This is a genomic window from Geothermobacter hydrogeniphilus (assembly GCF_002898515.1).
Taxonomy (GTDB): Bacteria; Desulfobacterota; Desulfuromonadia; order Desulfuromonadales; family Geothermobacteraceae; genus Geothermobacter_A.
In genome coordinates, this window is sequence record NZ_PPFX01000051.1 from 1 (window position 1) to 23,606 (window position 23,606).

A 23,606-nucleotide genomic window follows, 5' to 3' on the forward strand; every position below is an offset into this window, starting at 1 on the left:
AAGGGCAATGCTCTAATTTTTATATCGGCCTACCCACAGATTCTGCGGACGAGGCAATATCTTTTTCTTTGTTGTTGCCAAGCAGCTGAATCAGTGAGGTTTCAGTTTGCACCACATCGGTTATTACCGGCCCTAGCGGAGGTGTGTCTACCATCATCCGTTCGGGGGATGGCTCGAGAGAATCTGCTGACTATTCCTCCCGTGGAGAGCTGTTGAGCGTCACCCTGGCGAATGCAACCACCATCGAATACCTCCACGACCCGCAAGGGCGAAGGATTGCCAAGAAGGTCAACGGCGTGATCGTCGAAAAGTACCTCTGGCAGGGCCTGACCCGCCTGCTGGCCGTCTATGACGGCGCGGACAATCTGGTCATGCGCTTCCAGTATGCCGACGGGCGGATGCCGGTGGCGATGACGAAAGGCAATATCACCTACTACCTCGGCTATGACCAGATCGGTTCACTCCGTGCGGTCGTCGATGCTGCTGGTAATATGGTCAAGCAGATCGCCTACGACAGCTTCGGCAACATCCTCAGTGACAGCAACCCGACATTTTGCATGGTTTTGGCGAAACAAGGTTTGGTGGTTGTTTTCCGTTGGATGAATGGGAATCCCACGAATCCGGGCGGCTTGTCTCACTCCCTGGTTTCCGCGTCCGTCGTCTCCATGTCCCCCACTTTCTGCTCCAGGTAGATCGTCCGGCTTGGGAAGGCGATCTGCAGTCCCATTCCTTCCAGAATATCCATGATTTTCAGGCAGACGTCCTGGCGGGCGTCGAGGTACTCGCCCCAGTTGGTGGTCGTGGTGAAGCAGTAGACCATGATGTCGAGGGAGGAAGGGGCGAAGTCGGTGAAGTTGACCAGCCAGAAGTCCTGGTTGATGGCCGGGTGGCGGCGCAGCATGTCGCGGATCGCCGCCACCGCGTCCCGCATCTGCTGCGGGGTTGTGGCGTAGGTCACTCCGACGGTCAGCTTGATGCGCCGTTTCGGCATCCGGCTGAAATTGTTGATCGACTGGTTGGCGATCACCGAGTTGGGGACGGTGATCAGGGTCTTGGCAAAGGTGCGGATGCGGGTCGAGCGGAAGCCGACCTCTTCAACGGTCCCTTCCAGGTCCCCGGTTTTGATCCAGTCGCCGAGGCCGAAGGGTCGGTCGAGCAGGATCATGATCGAACCGAAGATATTGGCCAGGGTATCCTTGGCGGCCAGCGCCACCGCCAGGCCGCCGATGCCGAGTGAGGCGAGCAGCCCGGAGATCGAGTAGCCGAGGTTCTGCACCACCATCAGGATCGCCATGGCGACGATGAAAACCCGCAGCGACTTGCGGATGAAGGGCGCCAGGTGGTCGTCGAGATCGGTTTCGGTTCTGCCCGCCCAGCGGCCCAGCAGCAGGTCGAGGACGTCGACCAGATTGAACAGCACCCAGGCGATGTTGAAGGTCACCAGCACTTTGATGAGGGCGCTGCCGAACAGGCGCAGGTTGACCGGCTTGACCGGCAGCTGCAGCAGTTGCAGGCTGATGAAAAGTCCGCCGATCACCGCCAGGAATTCAGCCGGCTTGCGCAGTGCCTGCAGCGCCCGGTCATCGTATTCTCCCCGGGTGCGTCCGGCCAGCGGGAAGAGGATGCGGAGAAAGAACTGGCCGATCAGCTTTTTCACCAGCAGGGCGAGGATCAGCACCCCGAGGGCGGCGGCAAAGCGGCTCAAGGGGATGCCGAGAAAGGTTTCGGTGAAGATCTGGCGAATGGTTTCGAACATCTGTGTTGTCTCCAGGAAAACCTTGGGCCGCCAAGACGCCAGGGGAATCAGGAAGGTCAAAAACTCATTTAACGGAGAGGCGGAGAGGAGCAGAGACGGAGAGAAAATCTTTTGGGTTTAAAACCAAAAACTGCTTTTGGTTTTCTCTGCGTCCTCTCCCTCTCTGCGACTCTCCCTCTCTGCGACTCTCCGTTAAAAAAGGTTTTCTTGGCGCCCTTGGCATCTTGGCAGCATATTGATTTACAGACAGCAAGCTTGCCGGATTATACCCGGAAATACAAGTGTCAGAGCACTGTAGCCCCTGTCGAATCTGCTAGAATGGGGGTGAAGTCAAATCCAGCCCGGGAGACAATCCATGAGCGAACAGACCTTCAACGCCCGCCGTAGCCTTTCAGTCGGCGGCAACGATTATCAATATTACGCCCTCGAAGCGGTCGCCGAGGCCGGTTTCGGGACGATCGACCGATTGCCCTTCACCCTCAAGGTGCTGCTGGAGAACTTGTTGCGCTTCGAGGATGGCGAAACGGTGACCCGTGCAGATGTCGCCGCCCTGGTCGGTTGGCTCAAGGAACAGCGCAGCGATCACGAGATCGCTTTCCGCCCGGCGCGGGTGCTGATGCAGGATTTTACCGGCGTGCCGGCGGTGGTCGACCTGGCGGCGATGCGCGACGCGGTCAGGCGGGCTGGCGGCGATCCGCAGCGGATCAACCCGCGGATTCCCGTTGACCTGATCATCGATCATTCGGTCATGGTCGACAAGTACGCCATGCCGGAGGCCTTCGCCTACAACGTCAAGCGGGAGATGGAACGCAACCGTGAACGCTACATGTTTCTGCGCTGGGGTCAGATGGCCTTCGACAACTTTCGGGTGGTGCCGCCCGGCACCGGCATCTGCCACCAGGTCAATCTCGAATACCTCGGCCGCACGGTCTGGAGCGAGGAGCGGGATGGCGTGAGATTCGCCTATCCCGATACCCTGGTCGGCACCGATTCGCACACCACCATGATCAACGGGCTGGCGGTCCTCGGTTGGGGGGTCGGCGGCATCGAAGCCGAAGCGGCGATGCTCGGCCAGCCGATTTCGATGCTGATCCCGGCGGTGGTCGGCTTCCGCTTTACCGGCGCCCTGCGCGAGGGGGTGACCGCCACCGATCTGGTGCTGACGGTCACCGAGCAGTTGCGCGAATTCGGCGTGGTCGGCAAGTTCGTCGAGTTTTTCGGCGAGGGGCTGTCGCGACTCTCGCTCGCCGATCGGGCCACCATCGGCAACATGTCGCCCGAATACGGTGCCACCTGCGGTTTCTTCCCCGTCGACCAGGTGACTCTCGACTACCTGCGGTTGACCGGTCGTCCTGACGAGACCCTTGCCCTGGTCGAAGCCTATGCCAAACAGCAGGGCATGTGGCGTTCGGACGACGGCCCCGACCCGCTCTACAGCGATGTGCTGGAGCTCGACCTGGCGACGGTTCAGCCGAGCCTGGCCGGACCGAAGCGGCCCCAGGACCGGGTCAACCTGGTGGATCTGAGAAAGGCGACTGAGCAGGCGATTCCGGCCGGAGAGGAAGACAAACAGGCCCCGGCCACCAACGCCGAGTACCGGCTCAAGCAGGGAGACGTGGTGATCGCCGCCATCACCTCCTGCACCAACACTTCCAACCCGGCGGTGATGATGGGCGCCGGGCTGGTGGCGAAAAAGGCGGTTGAAAAGGGATTGCAGCAGAAGCCCTGGGTCAAGACCTCGCTGGCGCCCGGCTCCAAGGTGGTCACCGACTACCTGGAGAAGGCCGGACTGCAGACCTTTCTCGACCAGCTCGGTTTCAACGTCGTCGGCTACGGCTGCACCACCTGCATCGGCAACTCCGGACCGCTGGCCGGGCCGATTGCCGAGGCGATCGAGGCCGGTGACCTGACGGTCTGCTCGGTGCTCTCCGGCAACCGCAACTTCGAGGGCCGGATTCACTCCCAGACCCGCGCCAACTGGCTCGCCTCGCCGCCGCTGGTGGTCGCCTTCGCCCTCGCCGGCACCACCCGTATCGATCTCGACCGTGAACCGCTCGGCGAGGACAGGGACGGCAACCCGGTTTATCTTAAGGATATCTGGCCGAGTGACGCCGAGGTCGCCGAACTGGTGAAGATGGTTTCGGCCGGGATGTTCCGCGAGAAGTACGCCGATGTCTTCAGCGGCGAAGCGAGCTGGCGCGAGCTGCCGGTTCCGGAAGGGGAGACCTACGCTTGGGATCCGCAGTCGACCTACGTCCGCGAACCCTCCTTCTTTGAGTTGCGCGAAACGGCGCCGCCCGGCCTGAAGGGCTTTTCCGGGGCGCGCCTGCTGGCAAAACTGGGCGATTCGATTACCACCGACCATATTTCGCCGGCGGGGGCGATTCTCGCCTCGACCCCGGCCGGCATCTACCTGCGCGAGCATGGCGTCGAGCCGGTCGAGTTTAACTCCTACGGTTCGCGGCGCGGCAACCACGAGGTGATGGTGCGCGGCACCTTTGCCAACCTCCGGTTGCGCAATGAACTGGCGCCCGGGACCGAGGGAGGCTTTTCCATCGGCCCCGACGGCGAGGTGACGACCCTCTTCGAGGCCGCCATGGCTTATCAGCAGGCGGGCACGCCGCTGCTGATCGTCGCCGGCAGGGAATACGGTACCGGCTCCAGCCGGGACTGGGCGGCCAAGGGAACTCTGCTGCTCGGGGTGAAGGCGGTGATCGCCGAGAGCTACGAGCGTATCCACCGTTCCAACCTGATCGGTATGGGGATTCTGCCGCTGCAGTTCAAGGATGGTGTCAACCGCGAGACCCTGGGGCTGGACGGCAGCGAAAGCTTTGATCTGCCAGACCAGACCGCACCTCTTGAGCCCGGCCAGGAGCTGATCATCGTTATCCACCGCGCCGATGGCCGCAGCGAGGACGTGCCGGTTCTCTGCCGGCTTGATACGCAAAACGAAATCCGCTATTACAGCAATGGTGGGATTCTGAATTACGTCCTGCAGCGGATCGTGAAAAACTGAATTGTTACCACGGAGACGCGGATTTATTTGCCGCCAAGACGCCAAGAACGCCAAGGAGGTCAAAATCTATATTTAACGCAGAGATGGAGAGAAAATCTTGGGATTTTAAAGCCCTCAAAAAGATCTTATGCTTTTCTCCGCGCCCTCTCCCTCTCCGCGTCTCTCCGTTAAACAAGGTTTTCTTGGCGTCTCGGGATTTTAGTCTTGAACTGACAATCAAGGAGGAATCAATATGCGAACTGTTTTCATCACCGGCGCCTCGGCCGGATTCGGGGCCGCCTGCGCGCGGCGCTTTGCCGCGGCGGGGGATCGGCTGGTGCTTGCCGCGCGGCGGCTGGACAAGCTGCAGGCGCTCAAGAGCGAGCTGGGCGATGCCCCGGTGTACCTGGCCGAACTCGACGTGCGCGACAGTGAGGCGGTCAGGGCAGTGGTCGCGGCGCTGCCGACCGAATTCGCCGCGGTCGATGTGCTGGTCAACAACGCCGGATTGGCGGTCGGCCTGGAACCGGCCTGGGAGGTCGACCTGGACGACTGGGAGCGGATGATCGATACCAATATCAAGGGTCTGGCCTACTGCACCCGGGCCCTGCTCGGCGGCATGGTCGAGCGCCGCCGCGGGCATGTCATCAACATCGGCTCGATCGCCGGTTCCTGGCCCTATGCCGGCGGCAACGTCTACGGCGCCACCAAGGCTTTCGTGCAGCAGTTTACCCGCAACCTGCGCACCGACCTGCACGGTACCGGGGTACGCGCCACCTGTGTCGAGCCGGGGATGGCCGAAACCGAGTTCTCGCAGGTCAGGTTCAAGGGGGATGATGAAAAAGCGGCCGGGGTTTACAAGGGCACCCGGGCGTTGACCGCCGAGGATATCGCCGAGTGCGTCTTCTGGTGTGCCGGCCTGCCGGAGCACGTCAACATCAACCAGCTGGAGGTGATGCCGACGGAGCAGGCGTGGGGAGCCACCATGGTTTATCGTGAGGGCGGCTGAAATGCCGTCATCTGCTGCGTTGCTCGTGCCTCTCATCGCTGCGGAGTAGCCCCCGGCTACACCTCGCTCTTCGAGCCCCGAGACGCCTTGCATCTAACGACATTTGAGCCGCCTTCAACGGAGGTGGCAGGGCGGCTGAAAAGCACCCATCTACTTCGTTGCTCCCGCCTTCAGTCGCTGCGACGTAGCTCCGCTACGCCTCACTCCTTCAGACGGGAGGCGCCTTGAGAGGTGGTGGTGGGAGGGTCGCGGGCCCGTTTCTACCCGGCCCGGAGCCTGCGGGAGGAGCTGGTGGAGGATTGGGACGGTCGCAGCCTGCGGCTTGCTGTCGGTGAGCTGGATCAGGTTCCCTATGCCGAATGGCGGGATGGCGGCCGGCCGCTGCAGATCTTCTGTCGCTGGTACGGATTTTCCTTCAGTTATCCCGGCTGCGGGCTCTATCCGGATTGAGGTCGCTTCCAGAGCCCGACCTGTTGTTTCCGGGCTTTTTTCTCTATCTTCAGAAAGTCGTCCTTGAACTTGAAATCATAACGACGAAAGACGGTCGCGTAGCCCTTTTTGAGCAGCAGCCGGTTGAGCATCCGGCCGTCGGGGAGGATAACGTAGGCAAGGGTGCGGCCGTACTTGTCTTTCCGTTCCCGGTCAAATTGAAGTCTGACGACCTTCCCTTTAACGGTCCTGATCTGGAAACGCTTGCCTGCGGCGGCGATTTTCCGGAGCCGCGCGGGGGGGATGTTCCAGCGGCGGTAGAAGCGGTCGCGGTCCGAATCCGCGTGCTCCGGAGCGTCGATGCCGATCAGGCGGACCTTGCCGACCCCGGCGACCTTGAGGGTGTCGCCGTCGTAGATCCAGGTCACTTTGCCGCGAAGGTTTTCCGCTGTGGCCGGCTGGAGAGTCAGAAGCAGCAGGCAGAGGCAGAGGAACAATCTCATCCACGTCCCCAGAGGGCGCGGGTGAAAACTCCGGTGAACAGGCCCCAGACGGCGTTGGCGAGCAGCACCACCAGCGGAGTGAGCTGGCCGAGGCCGAAGCCGAGCATGCCGTAATGCGTGGTGTTGGGAAAGATGATGAAGAGCTGTACGGCGCTGGGAAGCAGGCTGATCCAGAGTCCCTTGCGCACCCAGTGTCTGCGGGTGCGGGGACGGGCGATGGTGAAATAGAAAACCAGGCCCCAGATGCCGCCCCAGACCAGCCGGGGATAGAGCCAGGCGGGTGTCAGGTGGGGAGCAATCTTGACGCCGAGCAGGGCGGTCAGGCCCCAGTCCCCCGCCAGCCAGAGGGCCAGGCTGTTGCAGAGTCCGCCGAGCAGGCCGGCGGCAAAGGCTGTTGCCAGTAGAGCGGAACCCCGGTTCATAACGCCTCCTGTTCTGAAGTGGCGATCAGGTCGCGACTTCAGGCTTCATTCAGGCGGAAGCAACCTGTTGCCCCCCCCGCGGGTCGGCTTCCGATCACAGTGCGTCGATTCGCAGCAATTCAAGATACATAACCGGCACCCGCTTGTCGACCTCAGACTTCGTTCATGCTGCCGGTCCGGTAACCCTGCAGGTCGAGGGCCACGTAGGTGAAGCCCGCTTTCTTGAAAGCGTCGACGACCCGGCTGCGAAAATCCTCATCGAGAAAACGGGCGATCTCCAGTGGCGCGACCTCGATCCGGGCGACGCTGTCGTGGTAGCGGACCCGGTAGTTGCGGATGCCCTGTTCGCGCAGGAAGGTTTCGCAGGAGTCGATCTGCCGCAGGCGTTCGGACGTAATTTCAGTGCCGTAGGGAAAACGCGATGAAAGACAGGCGAAGGCCTGTTTGTCGGCGGTTTCAAGGTCCAGTCGGCGGCTCAGTCGGCGGATATCGTCCTTGCCGAAGCCGGCTTCGAGCAGCGGGGAACGGACCTCAAGCTCGGCGGCGGCCTCGCGTCCCGGACGGTGATCCTGCAGATCGTCGCAATTGGAGCCGTCGAGAATCGCCCGGAAGCCAAGTTCACGGGCCTTGGTCCGGCACAGGGAGAAAAGTTCGTGCTTGCAGTGGTAACAGCGTCGACGGTCGTTTTTGGCGAACCCGGGGATTTCCAGTTCATTGCTTTCGATGACCACCTGCCGGGCGCCGAACTCTGCGGCCAGGCGGCAGGCCTGTTCAAATTCGAACTGCGGATAGGTCGGCGAGGTCGCGGTCAGGGCCAGCACCTTGTCGGCACCGAGGGTGTCGACGGCCACCTTGAGCAACAGGGTCGAGTCGACGCCGCCGGAGAAGGCGACGACCACCGAACCGAGGTCGCGCAGGATCTGCTGCAGTTGCCGGTATTTCTGTTCAATCATATTCTTTCCGTGCGGCATCAATGGCCGGAATCGGGATGGGTGAGGGCCGGGTTCAGTCAAAAATCCCGGTCGAGAGATAGCGTTCCCCGGTGTCGCAGAGGACTGTCACGACAGTCTTTCCGGGACCGAGACGACGGGCGATCTGCGCGGCGGCAAAGACATTGGCGCCGCTGGAAATACCAGTGAACAGCCCCGTTTCACGCGCCATCTTTCTGGCCGTGGCAATGGCATCTTCATTGCTGACCGGGATGACTTCACTGTAAATCTGCTGGTCGAGGATCTCGGGAATGAAACCGGCGCCGATTCCCTGGATCTTGTGTGGTCCCGGGGCCCCGCCGGAGAGGACCGGCGAGTCGGCCGGTTCGACCGCCACGATCAGTGAATTGAGCCCGTGGTCCCGCAGGGCATGTCCAACCCCGGTAATGGTGCCGCCGGTGCCGACACCGGCGACGAAGGCATCGATTCGGCCATCTAAGGCGCGGATGATTTCCGGGCCGGTGGTCTGCCGGTGGACGAGCGGGTTGGCGGGATTGTTGAACTGCTGGGGCATGAAGCACTTTTTCTGCCGGGCGATCTCCTCGGCCTTGTCAATCGCGCCCCGCATCCCCTTGGAGCCGGGGGTCAGGACCAGTTCCGCGCCATAGGCCCCGAGCAGGCGCCGCCGTTCGATGCTCATGCTGTCGGGCATGGTCAGGATCAGGCGGTAGCCCTTGACCGCCGCCACCAGGGAAAGACCGATGCCGGTGTTGCCGCTGGTCGGTTCGACAATGGTCGCGCCCGGTTGGAGGCAACCGTCTGCTTCCGCCTTTTCAATCATCGCCAGGGCGATGCGGTCCTTGACGCTGCCGCCCGGATTGGCGGCCTCAAGCTTGCCCCAGATCGTGGCCCCGTTTTTTTCAGAGGAAGAGCTGATGCGTATCAGCGGGGTGTTGCCGATCTGGACGAGGGGATTTTCACTGACGGCGACAGGCATGGTCAGCCTCCGGTTTGCGGGAAGAAGGGGTTTGGGCGGGACCGTTTGGGGATTTCATCAGATAAAATACATGAAACGGTGATCAAGTTCTTTTTCCAGTCCCATGTCCCGGGCCATCTCGCAGAGATCCTGCAGGCTCAGGGAACTGAAGTAATCGTTGAGCCGGTTGTTGGCTTCCTGCCAGATTTTCTGGGTAACACACTGGTTGTCAAATTCACAGTTTTTCCGGCAGGCTTTATCACGGGCGGTGCAGGCGACCAGAAAAACTTCACCCTCGGCGGCTTCGATAATGTCCTTGACGGTCATCCTGTCAGGGGCTTTGGCCAGGGTGTATCCCCCCTGCGGTCCCCTGCGACTGTTGAGCAGTCCGCCTTTTTTCAGCTCCTGAAAGATTTGTTCCAGGTAGCGCGGCGAGATTTTCTGCCGCCGCGATATGTCCTTGATCTGACAGGGCATGTTGCCGCCGTGATAGGCCATGTCGAAAAGGGCGCGTAATCCATAGCGGCTTTTGGTCGAAAGTTTCATCTGGAATCTCCTCTAAATTCTGGTAATTTAATTTTCATAAAACCCATGAACATTGTCAAGAAACTTTTCCCGCTTGCGATTTCAGCGCTGTCTGGTTAACTGAAATCAGTACAGGAAAGGTTGTTTCCATGATCCCGATCGGAAGTCGCAATCCCTTTGATCCACAGCGGCCCCTGGCCCGATTGCAGGTCGTTCTTGCCGATGAGACGCGTTCATTGCGGGTCGGTTGGTTCGGTCTTGTGTGCGGCGGAACGCCGATGATCACCCTGGCCCTGACCGAGGCGGGCCTGTCGCGGAGTGACTTGCGGGTGGGGCAACCGTTGGTGCTGACGATACCGCTGGAGGTTGCCGGCCGAAAGGTCACGGAAGTTTCCTTCCAGGGGCGACTTGTTGAGGTTCGTGACTGGCATGGAAACCTGCTGCTGAAGGCGCAGCTGACGGAGGCCGACGGAGGCGGGTGTCGCCTGGCGGGACGAGGCTTGAACCGGCTCTGCCAGGTGGGTGGCTGGAAGCAGCTTTTTCTGCCATCGGCGCATCCTGCCTGATTCAATCCGGAGACGCAAAAAAGGCCGGTTCGATGCTTAGAACCGGCCTTTTTAGGATGTTCAGACGCCGTGAAAAGGGCTTATTGGGCGGAGATGAAACTGTCGGCCTCAAAGTTCTGGGTGGCGAAGTAGTCTTCCAGGGTTTCCGCCCGGCGGATCCGTTCCACCCGACCGTCGTCGCGCAGCAGCAGTTCCTGCGGCCGCAGCCGACCGTTGTACTGGAAACCCATGGCGTGGCCGTGGGCGCCGGTGTCATGGATGACCAGCAGATCCCCGTCCTCGACCCGCGGCAGTTCCCGCTGAACGGCGAACTTGTCGTTGTTTTCGCACAGCGAACCGACCACGTCGACGACCTCGCGCGGCCGTCCCGCGCCGTTGAGTACGTCGATATGGTGGTAGGCCTCGTAAAGTGCCGGGCGCATCAGGCTGGACATGCAGGCATCAACGCCGACGTATTTGCGGTAGGTATCCTTGTGATTGATGGCGCGGGTCACCAGTACGCCGTGCGGGCCGGTCATCCAGCGACCCGACTCCATCACCATGCGCGGCGCGTAGCCATGCTCCCGTTTGAAAGTTTTGAACAGCTCGGTGATCTCCCGGCTCATGCTGCAGATATCGAGTTCCTTGTCCTCGGGCCGGTAGGGGATGCCGAAGCCGCCGCCGATATTGAGGAATTCGAAGCGGATGTCGAGTTCTGATTCGACCAGGGCGGCGATCTGAAGCAGCATGCGGGCGGTTTCGACCATGTAGCTGTAGTCGCGTTCGTTGGAGGCGACCATGGTGTGCAGTCCGAAGCGTTTCGCGCCCCGCTGCCGCGCGCGCCGGTAGGCCTCGATCACCTGCTCGTGGGTGACGCCGTACTTGGCCTCGACCGGGTTGCCGATGATGATGTTGCCGGTACGGCGCGGACCCGGATTGTAGCGGAAGCAGATCAGTTCCGGGAAGGGATTCGGGACCTTGTCGATCAGCGAGATATCGTCCAGGTTGAGGATACAGCCGCCATCCTTCAGCGCCGCGTCGAATTCTTCCCGATCGGTATTGTTGGAGGTGAACATGATCTCCATCGGCTCGGCGCCGACCTGGCGGGCCATGATCAGTTCGGCAATCGAGCTGCAGTCGAAGCCGAAGCCGAGTTGTTTCATCAATTCAAGAATTTTCAGGTTCGGCAGCGCCTTGACCGCGTAATATTCCTGGAAGCCGTCGATGCCGGCGAAGGCTTCCTTGAGCCGGTGGCCGGTCTCCAGGATGCCGGTCTCATCGTAGATATGGAACGGGGTGCCGAAGTGGTCGGCGATCCGTTCCAGGTCGGGAAAGAGCCGCTCTTTGAATGCGTCTGACATGGGCATGGGTGAATATCTCCTCCAGATTTATTGAGTCTTTTTCTCCGAGAATTTGGGCCGCCAAGGCGCCAAGGACGCCAAGAAATTCAAAGCCGATTTAACGCAGAGTCGGAGAGGGGCAGAGCTGTAGAGAAAATCAGAATTTATTGGTTTTATAATCAAAACCTTGAGATTTTTTCCTCTGCGTTCTCTCTTTCTCAGCGCCTCTCCGTTGAAAAGATTTTCTTGGTACTCTTGGCGTGGCGGCCCCTCTGTCGTTGTTATAGATCGATCTGCCGCGTCTCCTTGATCGTATTCAGCACCACCTGGGTACGGCTTCCTTTGACGCCGGGGATGGTCAGCAGCTGGTCACGCAGTAACTGGCCGAGCGCTTTCGGGTCGGCGGCGCGGACTTTCAGCAGGTAGCCGTCCTCGCCGGCGATCTGGTGAACCTCCTGCACCCCCGACACTTCGGCCAGACGCTGCTCCAGGTTGCCGTTGCCGCGGCTGCGGTCGATTTCGACCAGGACGAAGGCCGCCAGCCCCTGTTTGAAGGGAAGCGGATTGAGGCGCACTTCGTAACCCTCGATAATCCCCCGCTCCTCCAGCTTGCGAATGCGTTCCAGTACCGCCGACGGCGCCATGCCGACCTGCCGGGCAACCTCGGCATTGGGGATTCTGGCTTTTTCCTGAAGAATATTCAGTATTTTGTGATCGATTTCGTCGATCGTTCTGATAGTGTCCATGATGGGAGAATTTTATTCATTGATGACTAGTGATGTCAACTATTTTTTGCGGGTTTCCGGAAATGGATCTCGACCATGGTCAGCCCGGCAGTTCAAACCAGATGCGGTTTTCACCCTCGGAACTCTCGGCGCCGACCCGGCCGCCGTGGGCTTCGACCAGTTCCTTGACGATGGCGAGGCCGATGCCGGCGCCGCCGGCCTCGCGGGAGCGGGAAGGATCGGCACGGTAGAAACGCTGGAACAGCAGCGGCAGGGATTCGGCCGGGATCGGCGGACCGCTGTTGGTGAAGGTCACCCGGATGCCGTCGGCTTGCCGCACACCGCTGATACGGATGGTGCTGCTGTCGGGAGCATACTTGCAGGCGTTGTCGACCAGGTTGCGGATCGCCTGCAGCAGTTTGTCGCGGTCGGCATGGACGGTTACAGTATCTGCCGCGAAATCGGTTTCCACCCGCTGGTCGCGGGTTTCGAAATGGGGCCGGTAAAGAGCGAGCATGCGGCCAATTTCCTCCGGCAGGGAGAGTGGCTGGCGATTCAGGTAGGCACGGGCGGCGTCGGCGCGGGAGAGCTGCTGCAGGTCCTCGACCAGGTGGACCAGGCGCAGGATCTCCTGCTGCAGCATGGCAAAGGTTTTCTTCGACGGCGGCACCACCTCGTCGCTGAGGGCTTCGAGGTAGCCGCGCAGATTGGTCAGTGGGGTGCGCAGTTCGTGGGCGATGTCGCTGACCATGTTGCGGCGCAGCTGTTCGAGTTGCTGCAGGTTGTCGGCCATGCGGTTGAAGGAACTGCCGAGCTGCCCGATTTCGTCGGCAGAGGTGACCGCGACCCGTCCATCGAAGTTGCCGGCGGCGACTTCGCCGCTGATCCTGGTCATCTGTCCCAATGGCCGCAGCACCCGGCGGGTCAACAGGTAACTGAGCAGCAGGGCCAGGGCCAGACCGGCGAGGCCGGCCCAGATCAGGTAGTGATGAATGGCGTCCAGGAAGGCCCGGTGGGTTTCGGTCGGCGCCACCATGTACTTGTCCATCAGCACCATGAAGTAGTTGGCCGCCAGCTGGTCGATGGCCAGCCAGACAACCAGCATGATCACGCCGATCACCGGCAGATTGATCAGCAGCAGTTTCCACACCAGGCGCTGTTTCATGGGGTCTCCGCTCTCCTGGATCGGTGGGTCCCTGTTGGATGGAGAGTGCAAGTGCTTGCCTTGGATGGGGTTGCCAAAAATCTGAAGCGCACCCATAGGTTCGCTGGTGATTTTTGGCAAGTGCAAACAGGGCAATGACTTGTATTATCCGCCGACAAGGGACCCTCCGATTCAGGATTTCAGCCGATAGCCGAAGCCGCGCACCGTTTCGATGATCTCCGGCTCGGCGGCGTGGTCGCCGAGCTTCTGGCGAAGTTTGCCGATGTGGACATCGACCACCTTTTCGACCACCGTCTCCCCGTTGTCATAGAGCCTCTCCAGTAGTTCCCCGCGCGAGAAAACCCTGCCCGGTGTTCCGAGCAGAATCTGCAGCAGGCGAAATTCGGCGCCGGTCAGATCAATAGTTTTCCCCGCAAGGGTGACCCGGTGCTGTTCCGGATCGAGACAGAGCCTTCCCTGGCAGAGTTCCGACTTTTGTTCCGTCCTTCCGGCCTGAGTTCGGCGCAGGATCGCCCGGACCCGTTCGACCAGCTCCCTTGGGCTGAAGGGTTTGACCACGTAGTCGTCGGCCCCGAGAGAGAGGCCGAGAACCCGGTCGATCTCCTCTTCGCGGGCCGTCAGGATCAGGATGGGAACCTCTGATTCCCGGCGCAGCCGGCGGCAGATCTCCCAGCCGTCCACTTCCGGCAGCATGATGTCGAGGATGACAAAGCCCGGTTTGCACGTGCGGGCCAACTCCAGTGCCCGGATCCCTCCGCTGGCGGTGAGGGTCGCGAATCCTTCGCGCCGCAGGTAGGTTTCAACCAGTGCCGCGGTGTTGGGATCATCCTCGATGATCAGGATCGGCTGTTTGAGGAGGGGGTGCGGCATTCTTGACTCCGTAGGTGCGGTGGTTGGAGAAATTATAACCTGAATCAGCGCGCGTAAAGGTTTGGTCCCGGTAATAACCTCCTGTTTCATTGTTTTTTGCTAAAGCAAGCGAGTCCATGGGCCGAAAGGTGGATAGTTCCTTCCCGATCTGGAGGTTGACGATGAAATCCGTGTCCCTGCGATTCAAGCTGATCGCCGGCGGGGTTCTGATCCCGGCGGTGATTCTCGGCGGACTGTTCGTCGTGTTCTACCGGACTGAAAAGGACCGGGTGCTGAACGCGTATATCGATCAGTCGCGTGTGCTGGCGCGCACCGTGGAGTCCGCCCGTCAGGAAATGGAGGATAAATGGGCTCTCGGGCTCTTCAATGCCGGGATGGTGAAGCATTATGCCGAAGCGGGAGAGCGGGACAAAGTGCTTGCCGCGGTGCCGGTTGTCTCGGCCTGGAATTCGGCCATGCGCAAGGCCCGGGAGGGCGGCTATACTTTCAAGGTTCCCAAGTTTCAGCCGCGGAACCCGAAAAACCAGCCGGATGAGCTGGAGGCCAGGGCTCTGAAAGCCCTCAAACAGGGGCAGAAGGAATATGTTGAAATCGATCCGCAGAACAACGCGGTTCACTATTTCCGGCCCGTTGTTCTGACAGAGGTCTGCCTGAAATGCCATGGCGATCCGGCCACGGCAGAAACCCTCTGGGGCAACAAGGATGGTCTCGATCCGACCGGCAGCAAGATGGAAAACTGGAAGGTCGGTGAGATTCACGGCGCCTTTGAAATCATTCATTCCCTGGACGCTGCCGATGCTCAGCTGGCGGGGATTCTGCTCATGGGGGGCGGCATCATGTTCGCCGCCCTGGTGGCCTTCGCGGTTCTGATCGGTTTGTTCTCATCGCGGGCGGTGATCAATCCGCTCCGTTCAGTGGTGGCGATGCTCGAAGGGATGCAGACAGGCCAGCTCGATCGGCGTTTGAACCTGAAGCGCAACGATGAAATCGGGCGTCTCGGCAAGGCCCTGGATACCTTCGCCGCCAGTCTGCAGGATGAGATTCTGACCGCGTTTGACCGCCTGGCCAGTGGCGATTTTACCTTCAAGGCCAGGGGGTTGATCCGGGAACCGCTGGAGAAGGCCAACCGCAGCCTGAACCTGCTGCTGGGCCAGGTGCAGACCGCCGGTCGGGAAATTGCCACGGCCTCCAATGATGTCTCAAGGTCCAGCCAGGCGCTCTCGGACGGCGCGACCGAATCGGCCGCGTCGCTGGAGAAAATCAACGCCTCGATGCAGGAACTCGCCAACCAGACCAAGCAGAATGCCGAAAATGCCAATGCCGCCAACGATCTTTCCAGCCGGGCGCGGAAGGCGGCGGAGAGCGGCGCCGAACAGATGACGGAGATGGTCGCGGCGATGGACGAAATCAACGAATCGGGGCGCAGTATCTCCAATATCATCAAGGTGATTGACGAAATTGCTTTCCAGACCAACCTGCTGGCTCTCAACGCTGCCGTCGAAGCGGCGCGGGCCGGAACCGCCGGCAAGGGCTTCGCGGTCGTCGCGGAGGAAGTTCGCAACCTGGCCGGGCGGAGCGCCAGGGCTGCTCGCGAGACGGCCGAAATGATCGAGTCCACAGTGGCCAAGACCGAACGGGGGACCGAAATCGCCGACCGGACTTCGGCTTCGCTGGAGGAGATTGTCAGCGGCATCAGCAAGGCCTCGGACCTGGTGGCCGAAATCGCCCAGGCGAGCAGTGAGCAGGCCCAGGGGATCAGCCAGATCACCTCCGGGCTGAACCAGATCGACCAGGTGACGCAGAAGAATACCAACAGCGCCGAAAGTTCGGCCGCCGCCGCCGAGGAATTGTCGGGTCAGGCGGCACAGCTGCAGGAAATGCTGGCCAGTTTCAAGCTTGAAAACGGCCTCGGAGTTGAAAGCTGATCCGAAATTTTCCGACCACAAGCGAAGAGGGCATCGACCGACAGGTCGATGCCCTCTTCGCTTGTGGTCCCTGTTCAGCTGGTCACCGCTCCTTCCGAGGCTGAGGAGACCAGGCCGGCGTACTTGGCCAGCACCCCGCGCGGGTAGCGGAATCCGGGGGGCTGCCAGGCCTCTCGCCGTTTTTCCAGCTCACGGCCATCAACCAGCAGGTTTAACTCGTTCGTGCCGAGGTTGATTTCGATCGGGTCTCTCTCCTTGACCAGGGCGATGGCGCCGCCGACCTGCGCCTCGGGAGCGACGTGGCCGATCATGATGCCGTGGGTGCCGCCGGAGAAGCGGCCGTCGGTGACCAGGGCGACATCGGCGCCCAGGCCCGCGCCCATCAGTGCCGCCGAGGGGGAAAGCATCTCGCGCATGCCGGGACCGCCCTTCGGCCCCTCGTAGCGGATCACCATCACGTCCCCGCGGTTGATCTCTCCTTTCAGGATCGCCTGCAGTGCCTCCTCCTCCCGTTCAAAGACCCGCGCCGGGCCGCTGAAGCTGCCCGGCTTCTTGCCGCTCAATTTGAGTACGCAGCCTTTCGGGGCGAGGTTGCCGCGCAGGATACGGATGTGTTGTTCCGGCGGAGCGTAGGGGGCCTCTGGCGGATAGAGGATGTCCTGTCCCTCGGGGCAGGTGGGCGCGTCGGCGAGATTGTCGGCGATGCTGAGACCGGTGACAGTCAGGCAGTCGCCGTGCAGGAAGCCGGCGTCGAGCAGGGTCTTCATCACCATCGGTATTCCACCGATGCGATGCAGGTCGTTCATCAGGTAGCGGCCGAAGGGTTTGAAGTTGCCGAGCAGCGGTACTTTCTCGGTGACGCGGGCGATAGCGTCGAGATCGAGATCAACGTCGGCCTCGCGCGCCAGGGCCAGCAGGTGGAGAACGGCGTTGGTCGAGCCGCCCAGCGCCCAGGCGACGGTGAGGGCGTTTTCGAAGGCGGCGCGGGTCATGATGCGGCGGGCGCTGATCCCCTTCTGCAGCAGGCTCATCAGTATCCGCGCGCTGCGGGCGGCATCGAGACGCTTGTCGGCGCTGATGCGGTTGTCGCGTTCGACGGCGAGGTTGGAGGCGGCGCCGGGGATGCTCATTCCCAGCGCTTCGATGGCTGACGCCATGGTGTTGGCGGTGTACATGCCGCCGCAGGAGCCGGCGCCGGGGCAGGCGTGGCATTCGATTTCCTTCAGCCGGCAGGCGTCGATTTTTCCCGCTGCGTGGGCGCCGATTGCCTCGAAGCTGCTGACAATGTTGAGTTCCTCGCCATCATACAGGCCGGGGAGGATGCTGCCGCCGTAGAGGGTCAGGCCGATCAGGTCGTTGCGGGCGATCGGCATCAGCGCGGCCGGAATGGTCTTGTCGCAGCCGGAGAGGGTCAGCACGCCGTCGACCCGGTAGCCTTCAGTCATCAGTTCGATGGCGTCGGCGATCACCTCGCGGCTGACCAGCGAATATTTCATCGCCTCGCTGCCCATGGAGATGCCGTCGGAGATCACCGGGGTGCCGAAGACGATCGCCTTGCCGCCGGCCGCTTCGATTTCACGCTGCAGAATGTCGCCGAGGTCGCGGAGATGATCGTTGCAGGGGGTGCCGTTGGTATGGGGGACGGCCAAGGCAATAATCGGTTTCTCGAAGTCCTCGTCGGAAAAACGCACCGCCCGCAGCATGCTGCGCGCCGCGGTCCGCTCCGCCCAGTCGGCCCCGCCGGGGGTGCCGGTGATCTCGCTGCTGCGTTTCTTCATGCTGGCCCTTTAATTCGTTGAGGCCGCCAAGAGCGCCAGGAAGTTCACAGGCAAATTTAACGCAGAGACGGAGAGGAGCAGAGGTGGAGAGAAAATCTTGGGATTTTAAAACCCCAAAAAAGATCTTATGCTTTTCTCCGCGCCCTCTCCCTCTCAGCGACTCTCCGTTAAACAAGGTTTTCTTGGTGTCTTGGCGGCCCCCAGGTTTTTTATTTCTCCAGTGCCGTCACCCCGGTGCGGGCGATTTCGATGATGTGTTCCTCGCCCAGGGCCTTGACGAAAGCGTCGATACGGCGGGTCGAGCCGGCGATCTGGATGATGTGGATTTCGTCGCTCTTGTGGTCGAGGATCTCGAAGGTGTAGTCCTTGCGGAAGGATTCAAGATGTTCGTCATCAGCTTCGACCTTGATGATCGCCGCTTCCCGCCAATAGCTGTGGTCGGTATCGAGCTCCTTGACCGACACCACCTCGGTGAATTTTTCCAGCTGGGAAAGGATCTGCTGCACCTTCTCTTCGTCATCTTCCCGCAGGGTGATGGTCATGCGGCTGATGCCTTCCTTGCGGGAGTTGCAGACCGTCAGGGTGTCGACGTTATACATCTTCTTGCGAATCAGCATCGAGACTTTCTGCAGCACGCCGGGGCGGTCGAGCATGAAGGCGAGGATAGCGCGTCGTTTCATGGGTGTATTCTCCGTTCATCATCTGGAAAACAATATCATTGGCCACCAGGGCACCAGGAAAATCTTTTCAACGCAGAGTCGCAGAGTGGCAGAGGGCGCAGAGAAAACCAAAATCTTATTTGGATTGAGGTCCCCCTGAAACCGGGTTTTCTCTCCGCCTCTGCGTTAAAGACTTTGATTCCGGTTTTGTCCTCAGCTCTTTTCCTTCTTCGCCTTCGGCCGTTTGATGATCATATCGTTGAAGCCGCCGCCGGCGGGGATCATCGGCAGGATCACCTCGCTCGGATCGCAGACGAATTCGAGCATGATCGCTCCCTGGTGGTCGATCGCCTCCTGGATCGCCGGTTCGACCTCGGCGAGTTCGGTCACCTTGCGGTAGGGGATGCTGTAGGCGGAAGCCACCTGGCCGAAATCGGGGCTCTGCATCGGGGTTCCGGCATAGCGGCCGTCGAAGAACAGGGTTTGCCACTGGCGCACCATGCCGAGATAGCCGTTGTTGAGAATCATGATCTTGAGGTCGGTTCCCTGTTCCATGATGGTGCCGAGTTCCTGCATGTTCATCTGGAAACCGCCGTCGCCGTTGATCGACCAGACCCGTTCATCGGGTCGCGCCAGCTTGACGCCGATCGCCATCGGCAGCGAGCAGCCCATGGTGCCGGCGCCGCCGGAGGCGAACCAGCTGTTGGGGGTCTGGTAGTTGTAGAAGCGGGCCGCCATCATCTGGTGCTGGCCGACATCGGAGACGATCAGATCCCGGCCGCCGGTCAGTTTCGAGAGCCGGTCGATGATGGTTTTCATCAGCAGCGCGCCGTCATCACCGACGCCTTTATCGATTTCCCGGCGCAGGTCCGCCGCCATCACCTCGCGCGCCTCGGCGATGCGTTGGCGCCAGCGGCGGCGCGGCTTGCCGGCCAGCATCGGGTCGCTGACCAGGACATGTAGGGTGCGGTAGACATCGGCGTTGATGGCGACGGTCGGCTGGACGTTCTTGCCGATCTCGGAAGGGTCGATTTCGACGTGGATGACGTCGGCATTTTGGGCGTATTCACTGAGCTTGCCGGTGACGCGGTCGTCGAAACGCATGCCGAAGGAGATCAGCAGGTCCGCCTCCATGATCGCCCGGTTGGCCTCGACGGTGCCGTGCATCCCCATCATGCCGAGACTTAAGGGATGGTCGAGGGGCAGGGCGGAGAGCCCGTGCAGGGTGAAGGCGACCGGGATGTTGACCTTTTCGGCGAACTGCTGCAGCAGCTGGCCGGCGTTGCTGTTGATCACCCCGTGGCCGCAGAAGATTACCGGTCGTTCGCTGCGGTTGATCAGTTCGACCGCTTTCTGCAGCGGTTCACGGGCCGGTGTCGGATGGTAGTAGAAACCGGGCAGGGCCGGTCGGAAGGCTGCGGTGTCGAAGTGGTAATCCTTGTCGACCTGGACATTCTGGACATCCTTGGGAATATCCAGCACCACCGGTCCGCCGCGTCCGGTGGTGGCGACGTAGAAGGCCTCGTGCACGGTCTGTTCGATCTCGTCGACGAAGAGGGGCATGTAGGTCTGTTTGCTGATCGGCATCATGACCCCGACCACGTCGCTCTCCTGGAAGGCGTCGGTGGCGATGACGCCGGTGGCGACCTGGCCGGTAATGGCGACCATGGGAACCGAGTCCATGTAGGCATCGGCGATGCCGGTGACCAGGTTCATTGCTCCCGGACCCGAGGTCGCCATGCAGACACCGACCTGCGGGTTGGCGGTTGACAGGGAAGCGCGGGACAGGCCCTGGGCCATGAAGGCCGCACCCTGTTCATGCCGCGACATGATGAATCTGAAGTGCCCGAGTTTGTCCATCTGGTCGAACACCGGCATGATGGCGCCGCCGGTGTAGCCGAAAATGGTCTGCACGCCCCGGTCTGCCAGGGCCCGTAAGAGAAGTTCCTTGCCAGTCATCGCAACCTCAGCCGCCTGGTTAGGGGTTCAACCTGAATCAGGTTCAAGGAGGGGCGCCGGGAAGGCGCCCGCCGGTAGAGATAACTGTAACGCTCTGTTTTGAGGTTGCAATGATAGAAGAGGAAAAACCGACGGATTCCGCTGGTTTCGAGGTGTTTTTTCAGGCCAGCTTGACAGCTGTTCCGCTGACCGAAACCATCAGCATGCCATTTTTTTCGCCGAGAACCTCGTAGTCGATGTCGACTCCGACCACGGCATCGGCGCCGAGGCCGGCGGCTTCTTCGCGCAGGGTTTCGAAGGCGTAGTCCCGGGCTTTGCGCAGTTCCTTTTCGTACGATCCGGAACGGCCGCCGACGATGTCACGGATATTGGCGAACATGTCCTTGAAAATATTGGCGCCGAGGACCGCTTCGCCGGTGATGACGCCGAGGTAGTCGTTGATCTGCCGACCTTCAATCTGGGGAGTGGTGGTGATGAGCATGGTGTGTTCCTCCTTTTTCCTGAAAGCATCTTCATTGTTTCAGGAAAAAGGAGGAACGCAAGCGATGTCAGATTTCTTCCAGCTCTTTGTCCGTCAGCACCGGTTGTTTCTGCAGCCGCTTGTAGTAGAAATTCTGGCCGTAGAGGACGCTGACCGGGTTGTGGCCGGTGACCCGGTCCTTGGCAACCAGGGTGGTGACGGGTGCATCGGCGTATTTGCTGAACAGCATGTCGTGGCCGACGCAGAGCCCCATGATGATGTTCATGTCGGTCTGTTCGGCATTGCAGATCCGTGCCTGGGCGATGGGGTTGCAGGCCGGTTCGAAGGTGTTGGGACGGACCTTGTTTTCCTCTTTCAGGTTCAGGTCAAGTTTGTCGATGCTGCCGGCCTTGCAGCAGGCGGAGAAGGGCTCCAGCCCCTGGGCGGCGAGGATCTCGGAGAGGCGCCGGGTTTCGTCGAGCAGACCGATGCAGGTGGCGATGCCGATCTTTTTGAAGCCCATCAGTTTGCACAGGGCGATGGTGTCCTCGACCCGCGTCCAGCGGGCGTTGACCGCGTCGGAGCCGGGCACCGGCTGGTAGCAGAGTCCTTCCACCTTGGCTGCCATGCGGGCCAGGCGGGCGTCGAAGTCGTCCCCCCGGTAGCTCTCGAACGCTTCACTGATGATCTCGGCATGAGGGTCCGAAGGGCAGTAGCCCGGTTTGGCCGGTCCCTGGCCCGGTTCGCTCCAGCAGTTGGTCGCTCCCTGTTTCTGGAATACGCCGCTGCAGGATGAACAGGAGGGTTTGACGACGGTCTTTTCACTCATGGTTGTATTCCTTCCTGATCCAGAAGTTTGTTTGCCCCGCGGGGGGGGGGCGATCCGACAAATTTAGCACCCCGTAACCGGTGCGGCAAGGTCGTGTTTGGTGGCAAGCGGCCTCAGGTCTTCGTTCCGGACTTCGCCTCGCCCGGTTTCTCAGTATCAATAATCCGCAGTTCGGCCTCGTCGAGGCAGGCCTGCAGCAGCTCGTCGAGTTGCGGCATGGCGGCTTCGAAACGCTCGATGTCGGGCAGTCTGGCGCGGGTGTCGGGGTGCGGCGCGATCATGAAGGAGCAGCAGTCGGGGTAGGGCTGGATCGAGTCCTCGAAGGTGCCGACCCGTTCGGCGATGGCGATGATCTCCTCCTTGTTGAGGCCGACCAGGGGGGCCAGCACCGGCCGCCGGGACGCCGCCTGGATGCAGAGCATGTTGTCCATGGTCTGCGAGGCGACCTGGCCGAGGGAGTCGCCGGTGACGATGGCGCCGGCCTTTTCCTTCTCCGCCAGCATGTTGAGCAGGCGCATCATGCAGCGGCGGTAGATGATCATCCGCTCCTTGGCCGGGACGAAGGCGATGATGTGGCGCTGGATGTCGCCGAAGGGGAAGATGTAGAGTTTCGAGCGCCGCTGGCTGCGGCTTAAGGTGGCGACCAGGTTTTCGATCTTGCCGACCGCTCCGCCGGCGAACTGGGTTTCATTGCGGATGTGGCCGAAGACCAGTTCGCAACCGCGTTTCATCATCATCCAGGCGGCCACCGGACTGTCGATGCCGCCGGAGAGAGAGACCACCGCCTTGCCGCTGGTGCCCACCGGCAGCCCGCCGGGGCCGGAGATTTTAGTGCTGTAGAGCAGCGCCTCGTCGTGGGTCAGTTCGATATGGAGCCAGAGATCGGGGTCGGTCAGGTTGACCTTCTTGTCGAGACCGAGAACGATGCTGCTGCCGACCTGGCGGTTGATTTCGTTGGAGTTGACCGGGAAGCTCTTGTCCGAGCGGCGGCTCTTGACGCCGAAACTGGTGAAGTCCATCTCCGAGAGCATCCCGACCGCTTTCTCCCGGATCGCTTCGAGATCCTTTTCGGCGGCGCAGCCCATGGAAAAATGAGCGATGCCGGGAACCCGGCGCAGGGCATCGGAGATCCGCGCGGCATCAGCATCCGGTTCCGGAACGCAGACGATGCGGCCGTAACGCTTGTGCACCCGCGCCTGTTCACCGAGGGCCTGCTTGATCCGTCTGACCAGCTGGTTCTCGAAGAAGGAGCGGTTTTTGCCCTTGATACCGATTTCGCTGTAATGAATGATGATGCGGTCAAACATTCGTGTTTCTCCAATGAAAAGAGGAGCGGGTAGACCGCTCCCCTTCTTTATCCTGAACTCACTGATCCAGGTTTATAATTGGCAGGCCAGGAGGGACTCGAACCCGCAACCCCCGGTTTTGGAGACCGGTGCACTAGCCAATTGTGCTACTGGCCTGCAAGGATGGTGGCGTCGCAAAAACTCATCAGCAGCTGCGTTGCCGCGCTTGCTCTCGCGGCTTCGACGTACGTCAGTACGTCTCATTGCTCGACAATCGCGCGCCTTGCTGCTGACGCTTTTTGCTTAGCCAGCCCCTTGAGGCTTTCTTGCGAAAGTCTCAAGGATGGTCATGGTAACCGATCTGTATCCGGCAGGCAAGACTCTGTCGCCTTTTCCGTGATTGCCAAGTGAAAGCAAATTCATTATGCTTTGCCGACAATGACGTGATTCACTCAACCCTGAATCCGTGAGTTCCTGTTGGATGGAGAGTGCAAGTGCTTGGTCTGAATGAGATTTCCAAA

General features: G+C 60.9%; 23 protein-coding genes and 1 tRNA gene. 6 read left to right on the top strand and 18 right to left on the bottom strand.

Going from position 1 to position 23,606, the window contains the following annotated elements; all coding sequences use genetic code 11:
- The first annotated feature begins 212 nt into the window (after window positions 1-212).
- Window positions 213-692, top strand: a complete 480-nt coding sequence (locus C2E25_RS17380; RefSeq protein WP_199177455.1) for an RHS repeat protein — start codon at window positions 213-215, stop codon at window positions 690-692.
- Here C2E25_RS17380 and C2E25_RS15840 read toward each other — a convergent pair.
- Window positions 635-1,756, bottom strand: a complete 1,122-nt coding sequence (locus C2E25_RS15840) for a mechanosensitive ion channel family protein (protein ID WP_103116698.1) — start codon at window positions 1,754-1,756, stop codon at window positions 635-637. The genes C2E25_RS17380 and C2E25_RS15840 overlap by 58 nt on opposite strands.
- A gap of 355 nt (window positions 1,757-2,111) precedes the next feature.
- On the opposite strand from C2E25_RS15840, the gene acnA reads away from it, so the two are divergent.
- From acnA to C2E25_RS15855, 3 genes are all read left to right on the top strand, one after another.
- Window positions 2,112-4,772 carry an aconitate hydratase AcnA gene (acnA, locus tag C2E25_RS15845; RefSeq protein WP_103116699.1) on the top strand — a complete coding sequence of 887 codons (2,661 nt, stop codon included), beginning with the start codon at window positions 2,112-2,114 and terminating at the stop codon, window positions 4,770-4,772.
- A gap of 232 nt (window positions 4,773-5,004) precedes the next feature.
- The gene (locus tag C2E25_RS15850; RefSeq protein WP_103116700.1) at window positions 5,005-5,760 is read left to right on the top strand and encodes an SDR family oxidoreductase; all 756 of its coding nucleotides are present in this window, start codon (window positions 5,005-5,007) and stop codon (window positions 5,758-5,760) included.
- 237 nt (window positions 5,761-5,997) lie between these two features.
- A complete protein-coding gene (locus tag C2E25_RS15855; protein WP_146033000.1) occupies window positions 5,998-6,210 on the top strand; it encodes a hypothetical protein in 213 nt (70 codons plus the stop codon).
- Here the strand turns inward: C2E25_RS15855 and C2E25_RS15860 are convergent.
- The 5 genes from C2E25_RS15860 to C2E25_RS15880 form a co-directional block, all read right to left on the bottom strand.
- A complete protein-coding gene (locus C2E25_RS15860; protein WP_103116702.1) occupies window positions 6,198-6,692 on the bottom strand; it encodes a thermonuclease family protein in 495 nt (164 codons plus the stop codon). The two genes, C2E25_RS15855 and C2E25_RS15860, sit on opposite strands and share 13 nt — an antisense overlap.
- Window positions 6,689-7,114, bottom strand: a complete 426-nt coding sequence (locus C2E25_RS15865) for a hypothetical protein (RefSeq protein WP_103116703.1) — start codon at window positions 7,112-7,114, stop codon at window positions 6,689-6,691. Before C2E25_RS15865 ends, C2E25_RS15860 begins: the two co-directional genes overlap by 4 nt.
- A 152-nt stretch (window positions 7,115-7,266) precedes the next feature.
- Window positions 7,267-8,067 (bottom strand): ATP-dependent sacrificial sulfur transferase LarE, encoded by an 801-nt coding sequence (larE, locus tag C2E25_RS15870; protein WP_103116704.1) that lies wholly within the window; start codon window positions 8,065-8,067, stop codon window positions 7,267-7,269.
- Between the two features lie 52 nt (window positions 8,068-8,119).
- The gene (cysK, locus tag C2E25_RS15875; RefSeq protein WP_103116705.1) at window positions 8,120-9,040 is read right to left on the bottom strand and encodes a cysteine synthase A; all 921 of its coding nucleotides are present in this window, start codon (window positions 9,038-9,040) and stop codon (window positions 8,120-8,122) included.
- A 57-nt stretch (window positions 9,041-9,097) separates the two neighbouring features.
- Complete coding sequence (locus tag C2E25_RS15880; RefSeq protein WP_103116706.1) at window positions 9,098-9,565, bottom strand: RrF2 family transcriptional regulator; 468 nt, start codon at window positions 9,563-9,565, stop codon at window positions 9,098-9,100.
- A gap of 128 nt (window positions 9,566-9,693) precedes the next feature.
- Here C2E25_RS15880 and C2E25_RS15885 point away from each other — a divergent pair, with 128 nt between their 5' ends.
- Entirely contained in the window at window positions 9,694-10,110 is a 417-nt protein-coding gene (locus tag C2E25_RS15885; RefSeq protein ID WP_103116707.1) for a hypothetical protein, read from the top strand.
- 80 nt (window positions 10,111-10,190) lie between these two features.
- Here the strand turns inward: C2E25_RS15885 and lysA are convergent, their stop codons facing one another.
- The 4 genes from lysA to C2E25_RS15905 form a co-directional block, all read right to left on the bottom strand.
- Entirely contained in the window at window positions 10,191-11,456 is a 1,266-nt protein-coding gene (lysA, locus tag C2E25_RS15890) for a diaminopimelate decarboxylase (protein ID WP_103116708.1), read from the bottom strand.
- A gap of 254 nt (window positions 11,457-11,710) precedes the next feature.
- The gene (locus tag C2E25_RS15895) at window positions 11,711-12,175 is read right to left on the bottom strand and encodes an Lrp/AsnC family transcriptional regulator (RefSeq protein WP_103116709.1); all 465 of its coding nucleotides are present in this window, start codon (window positions 12,173-12,175) and stop codon (window positions 11,711-11,713) included.
- A 79-nt stretch (window positions 12,176-12,254) separates the two neighbouring features.
- Complete coding sequence (locus C2E25_RS15900; RefSeq protein ID WP_158247296.1) at window positions 12,255-13,319, bottom strand: sensor histidine kinase; 1,065 nt, start codon at window positions 13,317-13,319, stop codon at window positions 12,255-12,257.
- 171 nt (window positions 13,320-13,490) lie between these two features.
- Complete coding sequence (locus tag C2E25_RS15905) at window positions 13,491-14,189, bottom strand: response regulator transcription factor (protein WP_103116711.1); 699 nt, start codon at window positions 14,187-14,189, stop codon at window positions 13,491-13,493.
- A gap of 161 nt (window positions 14,190-14,350) precedes the next feature.
- Between C2E25_RS15905 and C2E25_RS15910 the strand changes: the two genes are divergently transcribed.
- Complete coding sequence (locus C2E25_RS15910; RefSeq protein WP_233189464.1) at window positions 14,351-16,114, top strand: methyl-accepting chemotaxis protein; 1,764 nt, start codon at window positions 14,351-14,353, stop codon at window positions 16,112-16,114.
- A 74-nt stretch (window positions 16,115-16,188) separates the two neighbouring features.
- Here the strand turns inward: C2E25_RS15910 and ilvD are convergent, their stop codons facing one another.
- From ilvD to C2E25_RS17940, 8 genes are all read right to left on the bottom strand, one after another.
- The gene (gene ilvD, locus C2E25_RS15915; RefSeq protein ID WP_103116713.1) at window positions 16,189-17,892 is read right to left on the bottom strand and encodes a dihydroxy-acid dehydratase; all 1,704 of its coding nucleotides are present in this window, start codon (window positions 17,890-17,892) and stop codon (window positions 16,189-16,191) included.
- A gap of 209 nt (window positions 17,893-18,101) precedes the next feature.
- Window positions 18,102-18,572 carry an acetolactate synthase small subunit gene (gene ilvN, locus C2E25_RS15920; RefSeq protein ID WP_103116714.1) on the bottom strand — a complete coding sequence of 157 codons (471 nt, stop codon included), beginning with the start codon at window positions 18,570-18,572 and terminating at the stop codon, window positions 18,102-18,104.
- Window positions 18,573-18,764: 192 nt separating this feature from the next.
- The gene (gene ilvB / locus C2E25_RS15925; protein WP_103116715.1) at window positions 18,765-20,510 is read right to left on the bottom strand and encodes a biosynthetic-type acetolactate synthase large subunit; all 1,746 of its coding nucleotides are present in this window, start codon (window positions 20,508-20,510) and stop codon (window positions 18,765-18,767) included.
- Window positions 20,511-20,670: 160 nt separating this feature from the next.
- Window positions 20,671-20,991 (bottom strand): heavy metal-binding domain-containing protein, encoded by a 321-nt coding sequence (locus C2E25_RS15930; RefSeq protein ID WP_103116716.1) that lies wholly within the window; start codon window positions 20,989-20,991, stop codon window positions 20,671-20,673.
- Window positions 20,992-21,058: 67 nt separating this feature from the next.
- Window positions 21,059-21,799 carry a DUF1847 domain-containing protein gene (locus C2E25_RS15935; protein WP_103116717.1) on the bottom strand — a complete coding sequence of 247 codons (741 nt, stop codon included), beginning with the start codon at window positions 21,797-21,799 and terminating at the stop codon, window positions 21,059-21,061.
- A 113-nt stretch (window positions 21,800-21,912) separates the two neighbouring features.
- Window positions 21,913-23,106, bottom strand: a complete 1,194-nt coding sequence (gene thiI / locus C2E25_RS15940; RefSeq protein WP_103116718.1) for a tRNA uracil 4-sulfurtransferase ThiI — start codon at window positions 23,104-23,106, stop codon at window positions 21,913-21,915.
- A 79-nt stretch (window positions 23,107-23,185) separates the two neighbouring features.
- Window positions 23,186-23,262, bottom strand: a tRNA-Trp gene (locus C2E25_RS15945).
- A gap of 126 nt (window positions 23,263-23,388) precedes the next feature.
- Window positions 23,389-23,606: hypothetical protein (locus C2E25_RS17940; protein WP_233189465.1), on the bottom strand; the 218-nt coding region annotated here is incomplete at its 5' end.